Here is a 20,446-nt window from a genome sequence, read left to right on the forward strand (position 1 = left end):
TTGGACATTCCGGGATCTCTTGTCACGGAGGTGTGCGCCATGCAGGACGCCGCGTCGCGGCTGAAGACCCTGTTCGAGCAGATGCTGGGGGCCCCGCTCCCGCTCCGGCTGCGGGCATGGGACGGTTCGGAGGCCGGCCCCCCTCAGGCCCCCGCACTGGTGGTACGGAACCGCAGGGCCCTGCGCCGGCTGCTGTGGAAGCCCGGCGAACTGGGCCTCGCCCGCGCATGGGTCGCCGGCGACCTCGGCATCGACGGCGACCTGTACGCCGTACTGGATCTGATGGCCGGACATGTGTGGGAGCGGGACGAGGACGCCCGGAGCCTCGCCGACGCCCTGCGCGACCCGGACGTACGGGCTGCCGTCAAGGGCCTGCTGAAGCTGGCCGGGCCCGCCGTCCTCCTCCCGCCCGAACCGCCCCGCGAGGAGGTCCGCGCCACTCGTCACCTGCACACCAGACGCACCGACAGACGGGCCGTCAGCCACCACTACGACGTGGGCAACGACTTCTACGAGCTCGTCCTCGGCCCGTCGATGGTGTACTCCTGCGCCTACTGGTCGGCCGGCGACGGCAGCACCACCCTCGAAGCCGCCCAGTACGACAAACTCGACCTCATCTGCCGCAAACTCGACCTGACCCCGGGCACACGGCTCCTCGACGTCGGCTGCGGCTGGGGCTCCATGGCCGTCCACGCCGCCCGGGAGTACGGCGCCCACGTCGTCGGCGTCACCCTCTCCCAGGAGCAGGCCGCGTACGCCCGTAAACGGGTCGCCGACGAGGGTCTCACCGACCGCGTCGAGATCCGCGTCCAGGACTACCGGGACGTCGTCGACGGGCCCTACGACGCGATCTCCTCCGTGGGCATGGCCGAACACGTCGGCGCCGACCGGTACTTGGAGTACGCCCAGCACCTGTACCGGCTGCTCGCCCCCGGCGGCCGGCTGCTCAACCACCAGATCTCACGGCGGCCGCAGCGCGACGAGAACACGTACTCCGTCGACGGGTTCATCGACGCGTACGTCTTCCCGGACGGCGAACTCGCCCCCGTCGGCACCACCGTCACCCTGCTCGAACGCGCCGGGTTCGAGGTCCGCGACGTGGAGTCCCTGCGCGAGCACTACGCCCTCACCCTGCGGGCCTGGGGCACCAACCTGGAAGAGCGGTGGGCCCAGGCCGTCGACCTCGTCGGCGCCGGCCGGGCCCGCGTCTGGCGCCTCTACATGGCCGCCTCCGCCCTCGGCTTCGAACGCAACCGCCTCGGCATCAACCAGGTACTGGCCGTACGGGCCCCGGAAGGGGGTGCGTCGGGGCTGCCGCTCAGGGCCCGGACCTGGGGTGCCTGACCGCCCGTACGGGGGCGTGAGCGGCCCTGCACGGGCGTGCGGCGAGGCTCCGTGCGCGGGTCCATGAGCGGCCCTGGCAGAGCCTCGTGCACGTGAGTGTGAGTGGCCCCCGTTCCGGTGCGGAACGGGGGCCCACTCGTCTGCTGTCACGCCTCCCGCGCGGCTACTCCGACTTGATCGCCGCCAGCATGTTCAGCTTCGCCGCGCGGCGGGCCGGCCACAGGGCGGCCAGGATGCCGACCGTGGCGGCCAGGAGGAGGAAGACGGCCATCCGCGCCCAGGGCAGGACCAGTTCGTACGTCGGCAGACTGCTGGCGAGGAGTTCGCCGGCGGCCCAGCCGAAGAAGACGCCGAGACCGATGCCGAGGACGCCGCCGAAGAGGGAGATGACGAGGGACTCCAGCCGGACCATCCGCTTGATGCCCCGCCGGTCGAGGCCGATCGCGCGGAGCATGCCGATCTCCTGGGAGCGCTCGAAGACCGACATGGCCAGGGTGTTGATGACACCGAGGACGGCGACGATCACGGCCATGGCCAGCAGGCCGTACAGCATGTTCAGCATCAGCGTGAACATGCTCGCGACGTCGTCGGAGAGGTCCTGCCGGTCCTGGATCTTGATCGCCGGGTTCTCGCCGAGTGCCTGCTCCAGGCGGTCCTTGACGGTGTCGGAGGCACCGGCCGAGGTCTTGACCATGACCATCATGTCGGCCGGGTCGGCGGAGGCCGGCAGCCGCTCGGTCAGCGTGGCGTTGTCCAGGAGGATGCCCCGGATGAGTTCGTTGTTCTCGTAGATCCCGGAGACCGTCAGCTTCTCCTTCTCGCCGCCCTGGAACCCCGCGGTGATCTGTGAGCCGGCCTTCCAGCCGCGCCGGGCGGCGGTGTCCGCGTCCACGACGACGTCCGTGCCGCCCACCTTGAACGTCCCGTCCTCGACGGGGAGGTCGGTGAGCTTCCCGATGGCCGAGCCGTTGACGCCGGTGAGGTACTCGGTCTCACCGCCGATGCGGGACTCGGCGTTGCGCAGCGGCGAGACGTCGGTGACGCCCTCGGCGGCGGAGAGCTTCTTCTCCACGTCCGGGGAGAGGTAGTTGCCGTTGGCCATGGAGACGACGTAGTCCGCCTTGATCGCGTCGGCCGCCATCTTGTCGATGGACTTCTGCAGACTGCCCGCCATCACCGTCATACCGGTGATCAGCGTCAGGCCGATCATCAGCGCCGAGGCGGTGGCGGCCGTGCGACGCGGATTGCGTACGGAGTTCTGCCGGGCGAGCTTGCCGGAGACCCCGAAGACACGCATGAGCGGGGCGGCGGCCGCGATCAGCGGGTGGGAGAGCAGCGGCGTCAGGACGAAGACGCCGATGATCAGGAGCACCGCGCCGATGCCCATCGGGGCCTGGCCGTCCGAGCCGTCCATGGTGGTGGCGTACAGGACCGTGGCGATGCCCACGCCGGCGAACAGCCCGCCGATCGTGTTCCGTACGACGAGGGACTTGGTCGTGGCCTTGGCGTGCACGCTGCCCATCGCGGCGACCGGTGGGATCTTCGCCGCGCGGCGGCCCGGCAGCCAGGCGGCCAGCATGGTGATCAGTACGCCGACGAGCAGGGCGGTGGCGACCGTGCCGGGGGAGACCACCAGCGGGCCCTCGGGGACGGTCTCGCCGAGGGTGCCGATCAGGTCCCGCATCCCGGCCCCGATGCCGACACCGGCGGCGAGACCGGTGACCGCGGCGACCATGCCCACCACGAACGCCTCGAGCAGCACGGACCGCGTCACCTGGCGGCGGGAGGCGCCCACCGCGCGCATCAGCGCCAGCTCCTTGGTGCGCTGGGCGACGAGCATCGTGAAGGTGTTGGCGATGATGAAGGTGCCCACGAACAGGGCGATCCCGGCGAAGACCAGCAGCGCGTTCTTCATGCCGCTCATCTGGTCGGCGATCTGTATGGCCTGCTGGTCGGCGAGCTGCTGTCCGGTGATGGTGGAGGCGGTGTCCTCGGGGAGGATCTTGTCGATGGCCTTCTGCAGCTGGGCCTGGCTGGTGCCGGGCGCCGCCGTCACGTTGATCGCGTCGTACTCGCCCTCCATGTGGAAGAGCTTCTGCGCGGTCGGCGTGGCGAACAGGGCGAGGCTGCCACCTGCCGCGACATTGCCGTCGTCCGTCGTGAAGATCGCGGTGATGGTCGGGGTGAGGACCGGGCCGTCGACGGACATCCGGGCGGTGTCGCCCACCTTGTACCCGGCCCGCTCGGCGGTCCGCGCGTCGATGGCGATCTCGTTCTCGCCCAGGGGCGCACGGCCCTCCCGGATCGGATACCGGGGGTCGTCGGTCCCCCAGTAGTTGCCGCCCTGCGACTGGAAGCCGCCGCCGACCAGCTTGCCGTCCTTGCCGGCGAGCGCGGTGAACCCGCTCACCGCACCGATCGCCGACTCGGCGCCGGGCGCCCGCTCGACCTTCCTCAGCAGCTCCGGGGTCAGCTTCGGCTGCTCGGTGACACTGTCGCCCTCGTCCGGCCGGTACCCCGGCTCGATCGCGACGTCCACATGGTCGAAGCCCTTGGCCGAGCTCTTCTGGAAGGCGTCCGAGATGGTGTTCGTGAAGACCAGCGTGCCGGACACGAAGGCGACGCCGAGCATCACCGCGAGCACGGTCATGAGAAGCCTGGCCTTGTGCGAGAGCACGTTGCGCAGGGCGGTACGGAACATGAAGGGGTCCCTGTTTCGGGGTCGGGGCACACGAATCAGCCCGTCCGGCGATTGAGGACGAGGCCGAAGGCCGATGGGGGTCCGGGGGGCGCGGCCCTCAGGACAGTCGGGGTCGATGGGGCGGTCCCCCTGGGAGGGGACGGGTACGGGGGCGGGGCGGGGGCGAACTCCCCTAGCTCGTGCGCCCCTTGCTGTCGAACCTCTTCATCCGGTCCAGGACGGAATCCGCCGTCGGCTCGTGCATCTCGTCCACGATGCGCCCGTCGGCGAGGAAGATGACCCGGTCCGCGTACGCCGCCGCCACCGGGTCGTGCGTCACCATCACCACGGTCTGCCCCAACTCCCGTACGGAGTTGCGCAGGAAGCCCAGCACCTCGGCGCCCGAACGCGAGTCGAGGTTTCCGGTCGGCTCGTCGCCGAAGATGATGTCCGGCCGTGAGGCGAGCGCCCGTGCCACGGCCACGCGCTGCTGCTGGCCGCCGGAGAGCTGCGCGGGCCGGTGGCTCAACCGGTCGGCCAGGCCCACCATCCCGATCACGGTGTCCAGCCACTGCTTGTCCGGCTTGCGGCCCGCGATGTCCATCGGGAGGGTGATGTTCTCCAGCGCCGTCAGCGTCGGCAGCAGGTTGAACGCCTGGAAGATGAAGCCGATCTTGTCCCGGCGGAGCTTGGTCAGCTGCTTGTCCTTCAGCGAGCCCAGCTCGGTCTCACCGATGCGGACGGAGCCGGCCGAGAAGGTGTCCAGACCCGCCACGCAGTGCATCAGCGTGGACTTGCCGGACCCGGAGGGACCCATGATCGCGGTGAACTGGGCCTGTCGGAAGTCGACGGTGACCTGGTCCAGGGCGACCACCCGGGTCTCGCCCTGTCCGTAGACCTTCGACAGATCCGTGGCACGGGCGGCCACGGCGGTGGCCCGGTCGGCGAGGGGAGTGGTGGTCACGGGTGGGAACTCCTGTCGGACGACGGCGTTTGGGGCGTACGAGGGACGGCCGGGCGCGTCGGCGGGGTGCCGAGGGGCGTGCCGGAGGCCGTTCGTTTCGGATGCCTCCATCGTCCCGACGGAAGGGCGCGGTGTAGTCAGCCGCTGTTCTGGTTCCGGGGGCAGACTTCTGACGGACGGTGGGGCGTCGCGTCATACCTGGGTATGACGGCGGGCCTTGACCGGGTCTCCGGGGCGCCATGACCGACACGAGTCACCGCGTCACCGCGCGTGCTGCCGGTGGGTCCGCTCGTTCGGGCGGTGAAATTCCGTCATTCCGCATACACCCGGCCGTGCCGTCCGAAAGGCTACTGGCAAGTGCGGATGGCGTGTTCCGTGGGCTGATGCACCCTCAGACGTCAATAAAATAAGACAACATCGGTCCGCTCGCCGACTGTTCGGGGGAAGCCTCCCGATAGGCTCAGAGCCTCAGCGCGGAGCCCATGGCCTGCCCGGATGGTGGAATGCAGACACGGCGAGCTTAAACCTCGCTGCCCCTCGCGGGCGTACCGGTTCAAGTCCGGTTCCGGGCACCTCCGACCAACGTCGAACATTTCCCCACACACCCGTACGCCTCTCCTCGCCCCTCTTCCAGGCGACCCGCGCTCGACATCCGGGCGCGCGGCGGGGGCGCCCGGCATCCGGGGCGCTCGGGATCTGAGCGCCCGGCATCTGAGCGCCCGGCATCGCCGAGAAGCTCCCGGTCGCTTCCTTGATCTCCGGCGGGTCGCGGGCTTGTACCGGGTTGGTCATGGGTTGAGGGGGGTGGGGCGGGGAATCAGGGAGACGCGTAGCGTGTTCGATGTCAGGGCAAGGGAAAGATCCTCCCCAAGCACTAGAGTCAATCCTTTGCCTACCTATTACTCTTGAGCCAAGGCCACGCAGGGTGGCCATGGAGGAGTGAAATGAGGAGCAGCAACCCGGTCTTCTCGCGACGGGGGTTCAGCCGCGACAACGGCTACGCGGGCTTCAACACCGCGCCGCAGGCCGGGGGAGCAGCTGTCGGCACCCAGGGCAACCCCTACGCCCAGCAGGGTGGCAACCCGTACGCGACGAACCCGTACGCCCAGCAGGACGTGCAGCACGGCGTCCCGCCGCAGGCCCCGGCCCGCACGGGCGCCATGACCATGGACGACGTGGTCATGCGCTCGGCCATGACGCTCGGCACGGTCGTCGTCGGCGCGGTCCTCGCCTGGGCCCTCCTGCCGGTGTCGCCCACGAGCTACGGCCTGGCCATCGGCGCCGCGCTCATCGCCTTCGTCCTGGCGATGGTGCAGTCCTTCAAGCGCAAGGCCTCGCCCGCGCTGATCCTGACGTACGCCGCCTTCGAGGGTGTCTTCCTCGGTGTGCTCAGCGAGATGTTCAACTCGCAGTGGAGCGGCGCGCCCTTCCAGGCGGTGCTCGGCACGATGGCCGTCTCCGGCGCCACCCTCCTGGTCTACAAGGCGGGCTGGATCCGGGTCACCGCGCGGTACGCCCGTATCGGCATGACCATCGCGATCGCCTTCATCCTCGTCATGGCGGTCAACCTGCTGCTGGTCGTCTTCGGGCTCGCTCCCGACGGCGGACTGCGCAGCATGGGCCCGCTCGGCGCGATCGTCGGCATCCTGGCGATCCTGCTCGGCGCGTTCTTCCTGACCCTCGACTTCAAGCAGATCCAGGATGGCATCGCCTACGGCGCCCCGCGCGAGGAGGCCTGGCTGGCCGCGTTCGGCCTGACCATGACCCTCGTGTGGATCTACGTCGAGATGCTCCGCCTGGTCGCCATCTTCAGCGGCGACGACTAGGGCGCCCTGTAAGGGCGCGGGGAACCGCGTGACCGGCCCCCACCGGGGCCACCGGCCCCCATCCGGGGCCACGGCGCGGTGACAACGTGACAACGGTCGAAGGGCCCGCGAACCGGACGGTTTGCGGGCCCTTCTCGGTTCTCGGCTGCCCGAACGTCCCCGTCAGAGCAGCTTTCGCGCGGCCCTCCTCAGGTCGTACTCATGGATGATCGCTTTGGCGTGGCCGTACGCGAGGTCGTACTCGTGCCGGAGCCAGCTGACCTTCTCCTCGAAATTGAAGAGAGCGGGGCCTTCGTCGACTTTGCGGAGCCAGTCGGAGACTTCACGACCGGTGCAGTGGGGGATGCGGGCGAGCAGATTGCGATGGGTCTCCTCGGAGAAGACTTGGGACATCGGCGCCTCCGGACGAAAGGGAATGTAAGCCGGTCCTTCAGGTCACGTTGCCTGAGTGGCGGCCTGTTGGCAACAGTCAGGCCGGGGCGCGTACGCTCGCGGCGTGCTTGATACGACGCCGTTGACCCGTGCCGTGGACCATTTCGCCGACCGGTTGCGGGCCGCTCCGCAGAGCCGGCTGCAGCGGGGCGCTGCCGCGGAGGCACTGGGGCTGGCCAGGGAGTTGGCACTGCGTGCCCAGCGGTTGGAGTCCCCGGACACCGCCGCTCGGGAGATGCCGGACGCGGGGATGTTCGCGGCGGCTGATCAGGTCATGGTCGCCGGAAACGATCTCGCACTGGCCCTGGCGGACGAGCGGGAGCTGGCGGAGGCGGTGGCGCTGGTGGAGGAGGCCCAGCGGCGGGCCGGAGTGTGAGTCAGAGGGACGCGATCACCCTGTCGGCGAGGATGTAGACCATGTCGTCGCCGCACTCGAAGGTGAGGGTGTACGCGCCCGATATGCCGGAGCCGCCCAGGAGGACGGGGGTGTCCCCGGCCTGGAGGGCCGCGGCCAGGCGTTCGGCGGTTTCGCGGTGGCCGGGGGTCATGCAGAGGGTGGTGCCGTCGGCGAAGACGTAGACGTCGAGGGTGCCGAGGGGACCGGGGCGGACGTCGGCCAGCTCGGTACGGGAGGCGGCGAGGTCCTCCAGGCAGGCGACCGTGCGCTCGTGGTCGTTGGTGACAGGTGACTGCACCGGCACGAAATCGGGGTGCGAGGGGTGGCGGCGGCGGGCCGCGGCCAGCTCCGCGGACTCCCCGGCGAACTCGTCGCCCTCGAGACTGGGCTCGATCACAGGCTCCAGGTGCTCCAGACCCGCGAAATCGGACTGCCGGGGCAGGAACAGCTCACTGTCGGGCAGACCCAGCAGGGAGGGCGTGTCGGTGACGTCACGGGACTCCTGGGCGGCCCAGAACGCCCGCGCCTCGGCGAGCTCACGCTCCCGCTCCTCGGCGAGCGCCTCGGCGACGGCGGCGCGTATCTCCTCCGTGTCGGCGGGCGGCCGGGCGGCCGGTACCAGGGCGCGCGCACCGGAGGCCCGGCTCTCGGCGAGCTCGGTGCGCAAGGCAGCGACCTGTCGGCGCAGCCCGCTGAGGGTGCGCAGGACGGCGACGCCCACGGCGGCGGTGGCGGCCGTGGTGAGCAGCAAGGCGATCGGCATGGCGCTCACTGACGTACTCCCGGTTCAAAGTCGACCCCCGACTTCCTACATCAGCTTGAAGGGCGGACTAACCAGCTGTCAGTGCGTAACATCACGAAACGGACAGGACTTCGCGCCCATGTTTGGTGGTGAAACGGCTCTGACCTGCGTAAATCGCTCTCCGGCGGGAGATAGGTCACATCCTGGGGGAGATTGGATCACAAAACGGCCCGGAGTCCCGCAGGAACAGGGACTCCGGGCCACAGCATCACGGTGCGCATCCGTACGGTCACGGGGTCACGCGGGCGCGGTCGGTCAGCTGAGGCGCTCGACGACCATCGCCATGCCCTGGCCGCCGCCGACGCACATCGTCTCCAGACCGAACTGCTTGTCGTGGAACTGGAGGGAGTTGATCAGCGTGGCGGTGATGCGGGCGCCGGTCATGCCGAAGGGGTGGCCGACGGCGATGGCGCCGCCGTTCACGTTCAGCTTGTCCAGCGGGATGTTCAGGTCGCGGTAGGAGGGGATCACCTGGGCGGCGAAGGCCTCGTTGATCTCGAACAGGTCGATGTCGTCGACGGTGAGGCCCGCGCGGGACAGGGCCTGCTTCGACGCCTCCACCGGGCCGTAGCCCATGATCTCGGGGGAGAGGCCGGAGACGCCGGTCGAGACGATCCGGGCGAGGGGCGTGAGGCCGAGCTCGCGTGCCTTGGTGTCGGACATGATCACGAGGGCGGCGGCGCCGTCATTCAGGGGGCAGCAGTTGCCGGCGGTGACCAGGCCGTCCTCGCGGAAGACCGGCTTCAGGCCCTGCACGGCCTCCAGGGTGACGCCCGCGCGCGGACCGTCGTCCTTGCTGACGACCGTGCCGTCCGGCAGCGTCACGGGGGTGATCTCGCGCTCCCAGAAGCCCTTCTTGATGGCTTCCTCGGCGAGGTTCTGCGAGCGGACACCGAACTCGTCCATGTCCTGGCGGGTGACGCCCCACTGGCGGGCCAGGTTCTCGGCGGTCTGACCCATCGCGATGTACGGGTCGGGGAGCAGGCCGTCCTCGCGCGGGTCGTGCCAGGAGGCGCCGACCGACTTGGAGACGGCCTCCGTACGGGCCTCCGCCTCGGCGAAGAGCGGGTTGTGCGTGTCGGGCAGGCCGTCGCTGGTGCCCTTGACGCTGCGGGACACGGTCTCGACACCGGCCGAGATGAAGACGTCGCCCTCGCCGGCCTTGATGGCGTGCAGGGCCATGCGGGAGGTCTGGAGCGAGGAGGAGCAGTAACGGGTGATCGTGCAGCCCGGAAGGTGGTCCATGCCCAGCTGTACGGCGACGATCCGGCCCAGGTTGTGGCCCGCCTCGCCGCCGGGAAGGCCGCAGCCGAGCATCAGGTCGTCGATGTCCTTCGGGTCCAGCTCCGGGACCTTGGCGAGGGCGGCCTCGACGATCGTGGCGGTCAGGTCGTCGGGGCGCAGGTCCTTCAGCGAGCCCTTGAAAGCGCGGCCGATGGGGGAGCGGGCGGCTGAGACGATCACGGCTTCGGGCATCACGGCTCCATTGGCATGCGTAAGGAAAGCTGGGCTGTGGGGGAAGTTACCCGTACGTATGGTCCGGGTCACGGGCATCAGGGTGTGACTCCGACCGCACTTTTCTAAGCGCTTGCTTTTTTTGCGGCGCCTAGGGGGCTGGGGGGCTTCCCCGCGCCCCTGAAAACCCCGGGCGCCACCCATGCTTTTAAGGGGCGCGGGGAACTGCGCGACCAGCCCCCACGCACCCGCACCCGCCAACGAACACGCACCCCCGAGCTACTAGGCGCCCGGCTGCGCCTCGGCGGCAGCGTTGGGCGCGGGGTCCGCCTCCGGCACCCTCCGCCGACGCCGCCGCTTCAGCAGGGCCCAGGGCCCGCGCGGCCCCGTGGGCATCGCGGCCGTCACCTCGGTGCCGGCTTCCGACGCCGCCTCGGCGGCGGCGCGGGCCACCGGCAGGAAGCCCTCGCGGCGGCTGACGTCCGGCCGCTCCTCCTCGGCCGGCCACAGCCCCAGCGCCGCGCAGACCGTCGGCAGGACGGCCATCGCCGCCGTCGCGTACCCCTCCGCGGAGGGGTGGTAGTTGTCGGGTCCGAACAGCTCACGCGGGTTCTGTTCGAACTCGGGGCCGAGAAGGTCGCCCAGCGACACCGTGCGGCCCCCCTGCTCGACCGTGCCGATCGTCTGCGCGGCGGCCAGCTGCCGTGAGGCCCGGCGGGCGAGCCAGCGCAGCGGCTGCTGCACGGGCTCGATCGTGCCGAGGTCGGGACAGGTGCCGACCACCACCTCCGCGCCGGCCGTGCGCAGCCGCCGTACCGCCGCCGACAGATGGCGGACCGAGCGGGTCGGGGGCATCCGGTGGGTCACGTCGTTCGCGCCGATCATGATGACGCAGACGTCGGGCACCTGGGCCGGGTCCTCCAGGACCAGTGCCACCTGCCGGTCCAGGTCGTCCGACTGGGCGCCCGGCAGCGCGACGTTCCGCAGCAGCACCGGGCGCTCGGCCACCGCCGCGAGCCCCGAGGCGATGAGGGCGCCCGGGGTCTGCCGGGACCGGTGGACACCCTGGCCGGCGGCCGTGGAGTCGCCGAGCATGACGAGGCGGAGCGGATCGTCAGGGGCGTCGTACGAACTCCCGTAGGAGCCGTAGCCGTACGCGCGGCCGTACCGGCTGCCGTGCGTGTGGCCGTACACGCCCTCCGCGCTCGGCGGGTGCGGGCTGTGCCCGTTGCCCACGATGCGCTTGGCCATCCGCACCTCGGCCAGCAGCACACCCACGGCCGCCGCACCGAGCAGCCCGATGCCGCCACCGCCGTACGCCGCGCCCGCCGCGATGCGGCGGGCCACCCTTGCTCTGGACATGCTCGTCATGCGTCGCCGCCACCTCCTCGTACCCGTACAACCACTCATTGCCCCGTACCGGCCCTCGGCCAATCCCGACGGGAGGTGAACAGGGAGAAGAAGAGTGAGGCCGGGGCTTAGGCTGGCGGAACATCACGGCCATCCCCTTTTTGCAGCTCCGGAGACAACGGTGCAATTCCACGACTCGATGATCAGCCTCGTCGGCAACACCCCGCTGCTGAGGCTCAACAGCGTGACCGAGGGCATCCAGGCGACCGTCCTGGCCAAGGTCGAGTACTTCAATCCCGGCGGTTCCGTGAAGGACCGCATCGCCCTGCGCATGATCGAGGCGGCGGAGCAGAGCGGGGAGCTGAGGCCCGGCGGCACGATCGTCGAGCCCACCAGCGGAAACACCGGCGTGGGGCTCGCCATCGTCGCCCAGCAGAAGGGGTACAAGTGCATCTTCGTGTGCCCCGACAAGGTGAGCACCGACAAGATCAACGTACTCAGGGCGTACGGCGCCGAGGTCGTCGTCTGCCCCACCGCCGTCGCCCCCGAGCACCCCGACTCGTACTACAACGTGTCCGACCGGCTGGTCCGTGAGACGCCCGGTGCCTGGAAGCCGGACCAGTACTCCAACCCCAACAACCCACTTTCCCACTACCACTCGACCGGCCCTGAACTGTGGGAGCAGACGGAGGGGCGGATCACCCACTTCGTGGCGGGCGTGGGGACCGGCGGCACCATCTCCGGCACCGGCCGGTACCTGAAGGACGCCAGTGACGGCCGCGTCCAGGTCATCGGCGCCGACCCCGAGGGGTCCGTGTACTCGGGCGGGTCCGGGCGGCCGTACCTCGTCGAGGGCGTCGGCGAGGACTTCTGGCCGACCGCGTACGACCGGACCGTCGCCGACGAGATCGTCGCCGTGTCCGACAAGGACTCCTTCCAGATGACCCGCCGGCTGGCCAAGGAGGAGGGCCTGCTCGTGGGCGGCTCGTGCGGCATGGCCGTCGTCGCCGCGCTGAAGGTCGCCGAGCGGCTCGGTCCTGACGACGTCGTGGTCGTGCTGCTGCCCGACAGTGGACGCGGATACCTCAGCAAGATCTTCAACGACGAGTGGATGGCCGACTACGGCTTCCTGGAGGACGAGGGCCCGAGCGCGCGCGTCGGTGACGTCCTCAGTCACAAGGAGCACGGCGCCATCCCCTCCCTCGTCCACATGCACCCGGACGAGACGGTCGGTCAGGCGATCGAGGTGCTGCGGGAGTACGGCGTCTCGCAGATGCCGATCGTGAAGCCGGGCGCCGGTCACCCGGACGTCATGGCGGCCGAGGTGGTCGGGTCCGTCGTCGAACGGGAGCTGCTCGACGCCCTGTTCACCCAGCGTGCCTCGCTCGACGACCCGCTGGAGAAGCACATGTCGGCGCCGCTGCCGCAGGTCGGTTCCGGTGAGCCGGTCGGCGACCTGATGTCCGTGCTCGGTTCGGCGGACGCGGCGATCGTGCTCGTCGAGGGCAAGCCGACGGGTGTGGTCAGCCGGCAGGACCTGCTCGCGTTCCTCGCCAAGGGCGGGGTGAAGCAGTAGACGTGCCCGATCGCGGGACGGAACACCCGTAAAAGTCCTCCGTGTCGCAGATCTGCCCGGAGATCTGCCCGGTCGGGGGTTTGAACTTCGCAGAAGTGGTACGAGCGCGTCACGTCCGCGCAGCACCCGCTTAACACGGGTCCGGCACATTGGTGGATGTCGGCAGGGCGGGAGCGGCTCCCCGCCCGGGCCGGCACCGAAACGGCGCCAAGGACCTCCGGAGCGGCTCCCGGACCTCCATGGACGCCACGGACGCGTAAGCCCGGTCCTGACCCGGCCCGCGTCCCTCGCGGGGACCGCCGTCGTCCCGCCCCCCGTCACACGGGGGTGCGGCGGTCCCCGCGCATATCTCTCGCGGTCCCCTCCGGGATCTCCCCGGGGTCACTCCTGCCAGTCCCGGTCCCCGCTCCTGGCCTCCCCGCGCCCGCGCAGGGCCGAGGTACCGCGCAGGGCCCACGCCAGGTTGACGCCCACGATCCCCGCCCAGGTGACGAAGAGGCCCGGGAGTTCGGCGACGGCGCCGCCGATGCCGGAGAGGGGGATGGCGACGACGAGGGAGACGACGCCGAAGCCGTAGCGTTCGCCCCAGGTGTCGGTCGACTTGGGGGAGCGGCTGCCCCGGGCCACCACCATCTGCTGCTCGGCGACCTGACGCCGGACCCGGCGGTCGACCGCGCCGTCGATGCGCTGGTCGACCTTCTCCAGGAACGACTCCACGAGCGCGGACTCGTAGTCCTCCCCCAGCTCCCTGCGGGCGTGCAGGGTGGCGGCGAGTTCCTTCTTCAGCTCGGTGTCCCCGAGCTGTGCGTCACGGGCATCCATACCGGTCATGCCGTTCACGGTAGGGAGCCGGGGGGCGCCTGGCACTGGGGATAGCCCCCCTGTTCCCTCGCTCCCTTGCCTGGTCTGTATAACCTCATGCAGAGTTCTCGGTGTCTGAATATATGGCGTCTGTCTGAGGTTGAGGAGGCTGCGGATGATGGCGTCTCGGATGGGTGCGGCCAAGGCCCCCGCCGTCACCGCCGCGGCGGTTCCGGTCGCTCCGGCGGTTCCGGCTGGTGCGGCTCTGCCGGCCGGTCCCGTCGTCCTCGACGGGGACGGGCTCGGGGTCGCCGATGTCGTACGGCTCGCCGACGGGCTCGCGCGGCCCGTGCCCGACGGCGCGGCGATGCGGCGGGTCGAGGAGGCCTGGGAGGCCGCGCGGCTGATCGCGGCCGCCGGGCGTGTGTACGGCCGCTCCACGGGCGTCGGCGCCAACCGCTCCGAGGACGTGCCCACCGAAGCCGCCGCCGAACACGGTCTCCGGCTGCTGCGCAGCCACGCCGGGGCCATCGGGGAGGAACTGCCCGCCCGGCAGGTACGGGCCATGCTCGCCGTACGCGCCAACCAACTGCTCGCGGGCGGCGCCGGGCTCCGGCCGACCGTGGTCACCGCGCTCTGCGACGCGCTGGATAGCGGCGCGCACCCCGTCGTGAACGAGTTCGGCTCGGTCGGGACCGGAGACATCGCGGCCCTGGCCCAGGTGGGGCTGGCGCTGGCGGGGGAGCATCCGTGGCGGGCGACTCCGGGACCGACTCCCGGAGCGGGGGCGGGGACGGAGGCGGGGGCCGGGGGCGGCGGTGTTCCCGATGCGCAGCCGCTCGACAACAACGACGCCCTCGCCCTGATCAGCAGCAACGCGCTCACGCTCGGCCAGGCCGCGCTGGCGCTGCACGAGTTGCGGGGGCTGATCGCCGCCACGCAGGTCGTCGCCGCGCTGTCGCTGCTCGCGGTGGACGGCTCGCACGAGGCGTACGCGGCGCCCGTGCACCTCGCGCGCGCCCACCAGGGGTCGCGCGAAGTGGCGCGGCGCATGCGGGAGTTGATCGGCGCTGCCGACCGGCCCACTCCGCCGCTGGGGCGGATCCAGGACCCGTACGGCTTCCGGTGCGTGCCGCAGATCCACGGGCCCGCGCTGGACGCGGCGGACGCGCTGGGGGGCGTGCTGGAGGTGGAGATCAACGCGGCCGCGGAGAACCCGCTGATCTGCCCCGAGGACATGGCGGCCTACCACCACGGCGGCTTCTACCAGGCCCAACTCGCCCTCGCCCTGGACCACTTCCGACTGGCCGTGACCCAGGTGGCCCGGCTGTCGACGTCCCGGCTCTCCTCGCTCAACGAGCCCGCGTACACCCGGCTGCGGCCCTTCCTCGCCGACCACGAGCCCGCCTCGTCGGGCGTGATGATCCTGGAGTACGCCGCCGGGGCCGCCCTCGGTGACCTGCGGGCCTTCTCCGCGCCCGCGTCGCTCGGCCACGCTGTACTCTCCCGGGGCGTCGAGGAACAGGCCAGCTTCGCCTCGCTCGCCGCACGTCAGACCCTGCGGGCGTGCGGCGCGTACCGGCTGGTCGTCGGCTGCGAACTCGTCGCGGCCGTGCGGGCGCTGCGCCAGCGGGACCTGCGGCCGGATCCGCGGCTGCCCGTCGGGCGGGCCCTGGAACTGGCGGAGGCCGTCCTCGACGCCGACCCGGCCGACCGGCCGCTCACGGCGGACGTGAGCGCGGCGGCCGTACTGCTCGATCGGTTCACCGAGATCTGGACGGACGTCCAGGCGGACCCAGTGAGGGGGAGCGCGTCATGAGCGCGAACAAGGGCACGGGCGTGACGGACACTCCCGGCGCCCGGCTGCAGGCGCTCTTCGAGGGGCACCGGCTGACGCCCACCCAGCGGCGCATCGCGCACAGCATGGTGCGGCGGGCGGCGGACGTGCCGTTCCTGTCGAGCGTGGAGCTGGCGGAGCTGGCCGGCGTCAGCCAGCCGTCCGTGACGCGCTTCGCGGTGGCGCTCGGCTTCGACGGCTACCCGGCGCTGCGCAGGCATCTGCGGGACGTCGCGCCCGCCGAGCCGGTCGCGGACACCCTCGCGTACAACGAGTACCAGCAGGCCGTCGAGGCCGAGATCGAGAACCTGCGGCATCTGGCGGACGTGCTCGCCGACCCCGCCCCGGTGACGCGGGCCGGGCGGCTGCTGGCCGGGTCCCGGCCACTGCCGGTCCTCGGGCTGCGGGCGGCCGCCTCCCAGGCGTACGGCTTCGCGTACTTCGCCGCCAAGGTCCACCCCGACGTACGGCTGCTGCACGAGGGCGGCAGCATGCTCCACGACCGCGTCGACGCGGCCGTACGGGCCGGTGCGACCGCCCTGCTCTGCTTCGCGCTGCCCCGGCATCCCCGCGAAGTCGTCGAGACCCTGGCGTACGCCAAGGAGGCCGGGCTCTTCGTCGTCACGGTCGCCGATTCCGCCTTCGCGCCCGTCGCCAAGGTCTCCGACCTGCTCCTGCCCGCCGCCGTCGGCACCGGGCTCGCCTTCGACACCGCCTGCGCCCCGATGCTGCTGGGCCGGGTGCTCCTGGAGGCCATGTGCGACGACCTGCCGGAGGCCCAGGCCCGCCTGGAGGAGTTCGACGCGAAGGCCGCGCAGCGGGGCCTGTTCGTGGAGTAGCCCGTCCGTTCGGCCGCGAAGTTTCGCGATTCTCAGGCGCGTTTCACGTTCGCTGGTTACCGTGCCCGGCGACTGTCGTACGACCTGGGGACAGCGGGAGGCGGGGAGCATGGCGCGCGGAGGGCAGGGGCTGGCTCGGGTGGCCGTGGTGGTGCGGGCCGGGGCGGCGCCGCTGTGGTGGCTCGGAGTGGTCGCGGCGGGGGTCGGCGTGCTGCCGTCGGGGCTGACCGGGCGGCGGATCGGAGTGCTGGCCGGGGCGGCGCTGTTCATCGTCGCGGCGGTGGTGGTGGCGGGCGTGCGGCGCGGGCGCCACGCGGAACTCGCGCGCGGCGCCACCCGCGCCGCCAAGCACGACATCCTCCAGGACCGCGCCGTCACCCTCCGCACCTGGCGCCGCGGACACCGCTGGTGGCTGCTCCTCGGCTTCCTCGCCGCCCTCGGCTCCTCCTTCGCCGTCCCCGCTGCGGGCGGCCTCCTCCTCGCCGGGCTCGGCACCGGCCTCCGGCTCAGGGCGGCCTGGCTCGGCCGCCGCGAACTCTCCACCGGCCGGCTGCTCTGGGTCCGCGTCGACTGGCTCTCCGCCCGTGGCGGCCGCCCGACCGGCAAGCGGGTCGCCGGGTACCGGGTCACCGGCATCGACGCGGGGGACGCGGGGCCCGGGGGAGGGCGGCGGAAGTAGGGCCGCTCGACGGTAGTGCTGTTCGACGGCCCCCGACCTGAGGCTGCCCCTCCACGGGGTCGGCGTGGGCGCTACTCGCCCCGGGCCCGGAGGACCAGCTTGTTCACCGCCCACAGGGCGATGCCGATGGCCAGGAGGACGCCGGCGCGGATGTAGACGTCGGCGGGGCGGTCGGCCAGGGGGCTGGCGAGGATGAGCGCGGTGAGGGCGCCGAGGACCGGCAGGACCGTCGGGGTGCGGAAGTGGGCGTGGTCGACGCGGTCGCGGCGCAGGACGAGGACCGCGATGTTGACGACGGCGAAGACGCACAGGAGGAGGAAGGCGGTGGTGTCGCCGAGGCCCTCGATCTCGCCGGTGGAGACCAGGCCGATGGCGAGGAGGGTGACGAAGACGATGCCGACGACGGGTGTGCGGCGGCGGGGCAGGACGCGGGCCATGCCGCGCGGGAGGATGCGTTCGTTGGCCATGCCGTAGCAGAGGCGGGAGGCCATCATGATGTTGATCAGGGCGGAGTTGGTGACCGCGAAGAGGGCGATCAGGGCGAAGAGCTTGTGCGGGAAGTCGACCCCGCCGGCCTTCACCACTTCGAGGAGCGGACCGCTGGAACCCTCCAGGGTCTTGGCGTCGACCAGGAGCGACGAGACCAGGGCGACCAGAACGTAGATCGTGCCCGTGACCGCCACCCCGATGAAGATCGCCCGGGGGAAGGTCCTGGTCGGGTCCTTCGTCTCCTCCGCCATGTTCACCGAGTCCTCGAAGCCCACGAAGGCGAAGAAGCCGAGGGCGGTGGCGCCGAGGACGCTGGTGAGCAGGGCGTATCCCGTGCCGCTCGCCTCGAACTCGGTGAGGCGGGACGGTTCGCCGTCGCCCGACAGGACCGCCCAGGCACCGATCGTGAGGATGATCAGCAGGCCGGTCAGTTCGACCAGGGTCAGCACCACGTTCGTCTTCACCGACTCGGAGACGCCCCGCAGGTTCAGGGCGGCCAGCAGGACGATGAAGGTGATGGCGACGAGGGTCGGCGGCAGGGCGCCGTTCGTCAGCTCGTCCAGGTAGTCACCGCTGAAGGCACGCGCGGCGGCGCTCGCGGACGACAGGCCCGAGCACATCACCATGAAGGCGACGATGAACGTGAGGAAGGGCAGCTTGAACGCCCTCTGCGTGTAGAGCGCCGCCCCGGCCGCCTTCGGGTACTTGCCGACCAGTTCGACGTACGACGCCGCCGTCAGGATCGCCACCACGAAGCCGATGACGAAGGGCAGCCAGAGCGCTCCGCCGACCTTCCCGGCGACCTTGCCCGTGGTCGCGTAGATGCCGGTGCCGAGGATGTCGCCGATCACGAAGAGGATCAGCAGCTTGGGGCCGAGGACCCGCTTGAGGCCGCTCTCCTCGGCGGGCGCGGGCCCTGCGGCGGTGCTTTCCGTGGTGGACATGAGAACCTCCCCCGATCGGTGATCCGTCCGGGGGAGTCCTGCCCTTTCACGGCCCATGGATGCGTTCGCAACCGATTCTCAGAGCTTCACCAGAGGTTCGCGGGCACGGGCCGGCTCGCGGGGTGCGCCTGGGGCGCTCGAGGCTCAGGTGGTGCGCAGGGTCCGCTTGGCGAGCTCGTACGCCGGGAGCATCTGCTCGTGCTCCTGGGTGTCGAGGCCGCCGAGGTGGACGACGACGGGCCCGTCCGGGGTGACCGCGACGAAGGCCCGCTCCTTCTTGGTCTCGTCCAGGGCCTCGCTGGTGTAGAGGTACTCGACCTCGGTGCCGGACACGTCGGAGTCCGAGGAGAACTCGCTGTACTCGGCCTTGCTGGTGCCGCCCTCGGCCGCCACGAACTCCTTGAGCAGCGCCTCCGCGTCGCCCTCCTTCGCGCCCGCCTCACCGGTCCAGACACGGAGGAAGCCGATGTTCCCGGCGGGCTTGGCGTCGATCTCGCACGCGGCGGTGAACGGGCCCTGGTGGAGCAGCCCCTCGGCCAGCTCCGCCGCGAGCTCGTCCTCCTCGGAACCGCTCCCACCGCCGGGCGCCCCGGTCTCGACGGCCTCCGGCCGCCACTTCTCGGCCGTGTCGAAGGTGACCGGCAGTTCGCAGGCGGAACCGGCCGCGCCGACGCTGCCACCGCTCTTGGCGGTGTCCGTGGCCTGCCCCTCCGCGTCCGAATCCGTGTCCGAATCCGTGTCCGACCCGGTGGCCGTCTCGGTGGCGCTCGCCGAGGCCTTCGCCTCACCGTCCCCCGCCGGCTCCGAGCACCCCGTCAGCACCCCGGCCACCAACGCCAGCTGCGCCAGCACCGTCCCCCGTACCGCTCTTCGCACGGTCGCCCTCCCCATCTCGGTCCAGGGCGGACACGGTAACCGAGGGGCCTCTCCGAGGGATGCGCCGGGCGGCGCTCCCCGGGTGTGGGGTGCGCCGCCGGAGCGAGGTGCCAGGGTCGTCAGACCTCCAACTCCGCCTCGATCCTCTTCAACTGGTGCCTGGCCATCGCCAGGTTGGCCCGCTTGGAGTCGAGGACCAGGTAGAGGAAGAGGCCGTTGCCGCCGCGCCCGGTGAGCAGGCGGATCAGGTGGTACGCGTCGGAGAGGGTGATCAGGATGTCCTCGATCTCGCCCTTGAGGCCGAGGTGTTCCATGGTGCGCAGCTTGGCGCGGACGACATCGGTGTTGCCGGCGGCCGCGACGGTGAGGTCGAACCCCTTGCTGCCGCCGATCGTGCCCAGTGCCATGCCGCTGGTGTAGTCGACCAGGGCGGCGCCGGTCGCGCCCTCGATGGACGCGAGGGCCTCTTTCAACGCGGTCTCGGTGTTGGCCATGGTGGGTGGTGTCCTTTCAACTCTCAGTGGTGGTAGGTGTGTGGGGAGCGGTTCGGGGGGTGGTGCGTGGGGCGGGCGTGGGGACGGCGCGGGGGGTCCGGCGGGGCATGGTCGACCTGACCGTGGCCTTGGCCGGTGTCTGAGGCGGTGTCTGGGCCGATGTCTGGGGCGGGGGCGCGGTGGTGGCGGCGGTCGTGGCCGCGCTCGCGGTCTTCGCCACCGACCGGGCAGGGTTCCTGGTGGCCGCCTTGACCGTGGCCGCGTCGTCCGGCCGGGGCAGGGCGTCCATCAGTTCGCCGATCCGGCCGCCGGCCCGGCGCCCCTCCAAGTGCAGTCGACCCACGTTGACCCGGTCCTGGGCCAGCAACGTGAGCACGGCCGAGGAGCCCGCCGCGTACGTGGCCACATAGCCGTGGTCACCGCGCAGCAGCAGTTCGCGAAGCTCGCCCCGGCCGGCGGCGTCCGTCATCCGTACGGCGACGCCGAGCGCGGCGGCGGTGAGCGCCGCCAGGCCCTCCGGTTCGACGCCGGGGGTGTCGTGGGCGAGGACCAGCCCGTCCACACTGGCCGCGAGCGCGCCGGTCAGCTGGGGTACACGGGCCCTCAACCGGTGCAGTTCGTCGAGGACTTCGGCCTCCGCGGCCATGGGCGGTCTCCTCTC

At 71.3% G+C, this 20,446-nt stretch carries 18 protein-coding genes and 1 tRNA gene; 8 read left to right on the forward strand and 11 right to left on the reverse strand.

What is annotated here, in order from left to right; all coding sequences use genetic code 11:
- Positions 1 to 39 precede the first annotated feature (39 nt).
- Positions 40 to 1,344 (forward strand): class I SAM-dependent methyltransferase, encoded by a 1,305-nt coding sequence (locus ACWD26_RS34905; protein WP_451276140.1) that lies wholly within the window; start codon positions 40 to 42, stop codon positions 1,342 to 1,344.
- A 163-nt stretch (positions 1,345 to 1,507) separates the two neighbouring features.
- On the opposite strand, the gene ACWD26_RS34910 is transcribed toward ACWD26_RS34905, so the two are convergent.
- Together ACWD26_RS34910 and ACWD26_RS34915 are read right to left on the reverse strand one after the other, a co-directional pair.
- The gene (locus ACWD26_RS34910) at positions 1,508 to 4,045 is read right to left on the reverse strand and encodes an ABC transporter permease (RefSeq protein WP_451276142.1); all 2,538 of its coding nucleotides are present in this window, start codon (positions 4,043 to 4,045) and stop codon (positions 1,508 to 1,510) included.
- 172 nt (positions 4,046 to 4,217) lie between these two features.
- The gene (locus tag ACWD26_RS34915; protein ID WP_451276144.1) at positions 4,218 to 4,988 is read right to left on the reverse strand and encodes an ABC transporter ATP-binding protein; all 771 of its coding nucleotides are present in this window, start codon (positions 4,986 to 4,988) and stop codon (positions 4,218 to 4,220) included.
- Positions 4,989 to 5,477: 489 nt separating this feature from the next.
- Here ACWD26_RS34915 and ACWD26_RS34920 point away from each other — a divergent pair.
- Positions 5,478 to 5,560: transfer RNA gene (locus tag ACWD26_RS34920), tRNA-Leu, on the forward strand.
- 372 nt (positions 5,561 to 5,932) lie between these two features.
- Complete coding sequence (locus ACWD26_RS34925; protein ID WP_451276146.1) at positions 5,933 to 6,814, forward strand: Bax inhibitor-1/YccA family protein; 882 nt, start codon at positions 5,933 to 5,935, stop codon at positions 6,812 to 6,814.
- Between the two features lie 162 nt (positions 6,815 to 6,976).
- On the opposite strand, the gene ACWD26_RS34930 is transcribed toward ACWD26_RS34925, so the two are convergent.
- Positions 6,977 to 7,207, reverse strand: a complete 231-nt coding sequence (locus tag ACWD26_RS34930; protein ID WP_045556307.1) for a DUF4287 domain-containing protein — start codon at positions 7,205 to 7,207, stop codon at positions 6,977 to 6,979.
- A 103-nt stretch (positions 7,208 to 7,310) separates the two neighbouring features.
- Between ACWD26_RS34930 and ACWD26_RS34935 the strand changes: the two genes are divergently transcribed.
- A complete protein-coding gene (locus tag ACWD26_RS34935; RefSeq protein WP_451276148.1) occupies positions 7,311 to 7,622 on the forward strand; it encodes a hypothetical protein in 312 nt (103 codons plus the stop codon).
- A 1-nt stretch (position 7,623) separates the two neighbouring features.
- On the opposite strand, the gene ACWD26_RS34940 is transcribed toward ACWD26_RS34935, so the two are convergent.
- The 3 genes from ACWD26_RS34940 to ACWD26_RS34950 all read right to left on the reverse strand — a co-directional run bounded on the left by ACWD26_RS34940 (position 7,624) and on the right by ACWD26_RS34950 (position 11,271).
- Positions 7,624 to 8,406: a hypothetical protein gene (locus ACWD26_RS34940; protein WP_451276220.1), complete on the reverse strand. Its 783-nt coding sequence runs from the start codon at positions 8,404 to 8,406 to the stop codon at positions 7,624 to 7,626.
- A gap of 294 nt (positions 8,407 to 8,700) precedes the next feature.
- Positions 8,701 to 9,921, reverse strand: coding sequence for an acetyl-CoA C-acetyltransferase (locus ACWD26_RS34945; RefSeq protein ID WP_451276150.1), 1,221 nt, complete (start codon positions 9,919 to 9,921; stop codon positions 8,701 to 8,703).
- Positions 9,922 to 10,182: 261 nt separating this feature from the next.
- Positions 10,183 to 11,271 (reverse strand): SGNH/GDSL hydrolase family protein, encoded by a 1,089-nt coding sequence (locus ACWD26_RS34950; protein ID WP_451276152.1) that lies wholly within the window; start codon positions 11,269 to 11,271, stop codon positions 10,183 to 10,185.
- A gap of 160 nt (positions 11,272 to 11,431) precedes the next feature.
- On the opposite strand from ACWD26_RS34950, the gene ACWD26_RS34955 reads away from it, so the two are divergent.
- Positions 11,432 to 12,826 carry a cystathionine beta-synthase gene (locus ACWD26_RS34955; RefSeq protein WP_451276154.1) on the forward strand — a complete coding sequence of 465 codons (1,395 nt, stop codon included), beginning with the start codon at positions 11,432 to 11,434 and terminating at the stop codon, positions 12,824 to 12,826.
- Between the two features lie 381 nt (positions 12,827 to 13,207).
- Here ACWD26_RS34955 and ACWD26_RS34960 read toward each other — a convergent pair whose 3' ends face one another.
- A complete protein-coding gene (locus ACWD26_RS34960) occupies positions 13,208 to 13,657 on the reverse strand; it encodes a hypothetical protein (RefSeq protein ID WP_451276156.1) in 450 nt (149 codons plus the stop codon).
- Positions 13,658 to 13,805: 148 nt separating this feature from the next.
- Here ACWD26_RS34960 and ACWD26_RS34965 point away from each other — a divergent pair, with 148 nt between their 5' ends.
- From ACWD26_RS34965 to ACWD26_RS34975, 3 genes are all read left to right on the forward strand, one after another.
- A complete protein-coding gene (locus ACWD26_RS34965) occupies positions 13,806 to 15,446 on the forward strand; it encodes an aromatic amino acid ammonia-lyase (RefSeq protein ID WP_451276222.1) in 1,641 nt (546 codons plus the stop codon).
- Entirely contained in the window at positions 15,443 to 16,303 is an 861-nt protein-coding gene (locus ACWD26_RS34970; protein WP_451276158.1) for a MurR/RpiR family transcriptional regulator, read from the forward strand. Before ACWD26_RS34965 ends, ACWD26_RS34970 begins: the two co-directional genes overlap by 4 nt.
- 109 nt (positions 16,304 to 16,412) lie before the next feature.
- Positions 16,413 to 16,982, forward strand: coding sequence for a hypothetical protein (locus ACWD26_RS34975; RefSeq protein WP_451276160.1), 570 nt, complete (start codon positions 16,413 to 16,415; stop codon positions 16,980 to 16,982).
- 71 nt (positions 16,983 to 17,053) lie between these two features.
- Here ACWD26_RS34975 and ACWD26_RS34980 read toward each other — a convergent pair whose 3' ends face one another.
- From ACWD26_RS34980 to ACWD26_RS34995, 4 genes are all read right to left on the reverse strand, one after another.
- Positions 17,054 to 18,415, reverse strand: coding sequence for an APC family permease (locus ACWD26_RS34980; RefSeq protein WP_451276161.1), 1,362 nt, complete (start codon positions 18,413 to 18,415; stop codon positions 17,054 to 17,056).
- 144 nt (positions 18,416 to 18,559) lie between these two features.
- A complete protein-coding gene (locus tag ACWD26_RS34985) occupies positions 18,560 to 19,306 on the reverse strand; it encodes a lipoprotein (RefSeq protein ID WP_451276163.1) in 747 nt (248 codons plus the stop codon).
- A gap of 104 nt (positions 19,307 to 19,410) precedes the next feature.
- A complete protein-coding gene (locus ACWD26_RS34990) occupies positions 19,411 to 19,785 on the reverse strand; it encodes a roadblock/LC7 domain-containing protein (protein ID WP_257544620.1) in 375 nt (124 codons plus the stop codon).
- A 16-nt stretch (positions 19,786 to 19,801) separates the two neighbouring features.
- On the reverse strand, positions 19,802 to 20,431 hold the full coding sequence (locus ACWD26_RS34995; protein ID WP_451276165.1) for a roadblock/LC7 domain-containing protein: 630 nt from the start codon (positions 20,429 to 20,431) through the stop codon (positions 19,802 to 19,804).
- Positions 20,432 to 20,446 lie beyond the last annotated feature (15 nt).

This window comes from Streptomyces sp. NPDC002787, from assembly GCF_053592095.1.

What these genes read in the sequence shown, in the direction of transcription:
- ACWD26_RS34960 (WP_451276156.1), bottom strand. Translation starts at nt 13,657, where the DNA reads ATGACCGGTATGGATGCCCGTGACGCACAGCTCGGGGACACCGAGCTG.
- ACWD26_RS34965 (WP_451276222.1), top strand. Translation starts at nt 13,806, where the DNA reads ATGGCGTCTCGGATGGGTGCGGCCAAGGCCCCCGCCGTCACCGCCGCG.
- ACWD26_RS34925 (WP_451276146.1), top strand. Translation starts at nt 5,933, where the DNA reads ATGAGGAGCAGCAACCCGGTCTTCTCGCGACGGGGGTTCAGCCGCGAC.
- ACWD26_RS34985 (WP_451276163.1), bottom strand. Translation starts at nt 19,306, where the DNA reads ATGGGGAGGGCGACCGTGCGAAGAGCGGTACGGGGGACGGTGCTGGCG.
- ACWD26_RS34970 (WP_451276158.1), top strand. Translation starts at nt 15,443, where the DNA reads ATGAGCGCGAACAAGGGCACGGGCGTGACGGACACTCCCGGCGCCCGG.
- ACWD26_RS34950 (WP_451276152.1), bottom strand. Translation starts at nt 11,271, where the DNA reads ATGACGAGCATGTCCAGAGCAAGGGTGGCCCGCCGCATCGCGGCGGGC.
- ACWD26_RS34940 (WP_451276220.1), bottom strand. Translation starts at nt 8,406, where the DNA reads ATGCCGATCGCCTTGCTGCTCACCACGGCCGCCACCGCCGCCGTGGGC.
- ACWD26_RS34945 (WP_451276150.1), bottom strand. Translation starts at nt 9,921, where the DNA reads ATGCCCGAAGCCGTGATCGTCTCAGCCGCCCGCTCCCCCATCGGCCGC.
- ACWD26_RS34995 (WP_451276165.1), bottom strand. Translation starts at nt 20,431, where the DNA reads ATGGCCGCGGAGGCCGAAGTCCTCGACGAACTGCACCGGTTGAGGGCC.
- ACWD26_RS34990 (WP_257544620.1), bottom strand. Translation starts at nt 19,785, where the DNA reads ATGGCCAACACCGAGACCGCGTTGAAAGAGGCCCTCGCGTCCATCGAG.
- ACWD26_RS34905 (WP_451276140.1), top strand. Translation starts at nt 40, where the DNA reads ATGCAGGACGCCGCGTCGCGGCTGAAGACCCTGTTCGAGCAGATGCTG.
- ACWD26_RS34975 (WP_451276160.1), top strand. Translation starts at nt 16,413, where the DNA reads ATGGCGCGCGGAGGGCAGGGGCTGGCTCGGGTGGCCGTGGTGGTGCGG.
- ACWD26_RS34930 (WP_045556307.1), bottom strand. Translation starts at nt 7,207, where the DNA reads ATGTCCCAAGTCTTCTCCGAGGAGACCCATCGCAATCTGCTCGCCCGC.
- ACWD26_RS34980 (WP_451276161.1), bottom strand. Translation starts at nt 18,415, where the DNA reads ATGTCCACCACGGAAAGCACCGCCGCAGGGCCCGCGCCCGCCGAGGAG.
- ACWD26_RS34910 (WP_451276142.1), bottom strand. Translation starts at nt 4,045, where the DNA reads ATGTTCCGTACCGCCCTGCGCAACGTGCTCTCGCACAAGGCCAGGCTT.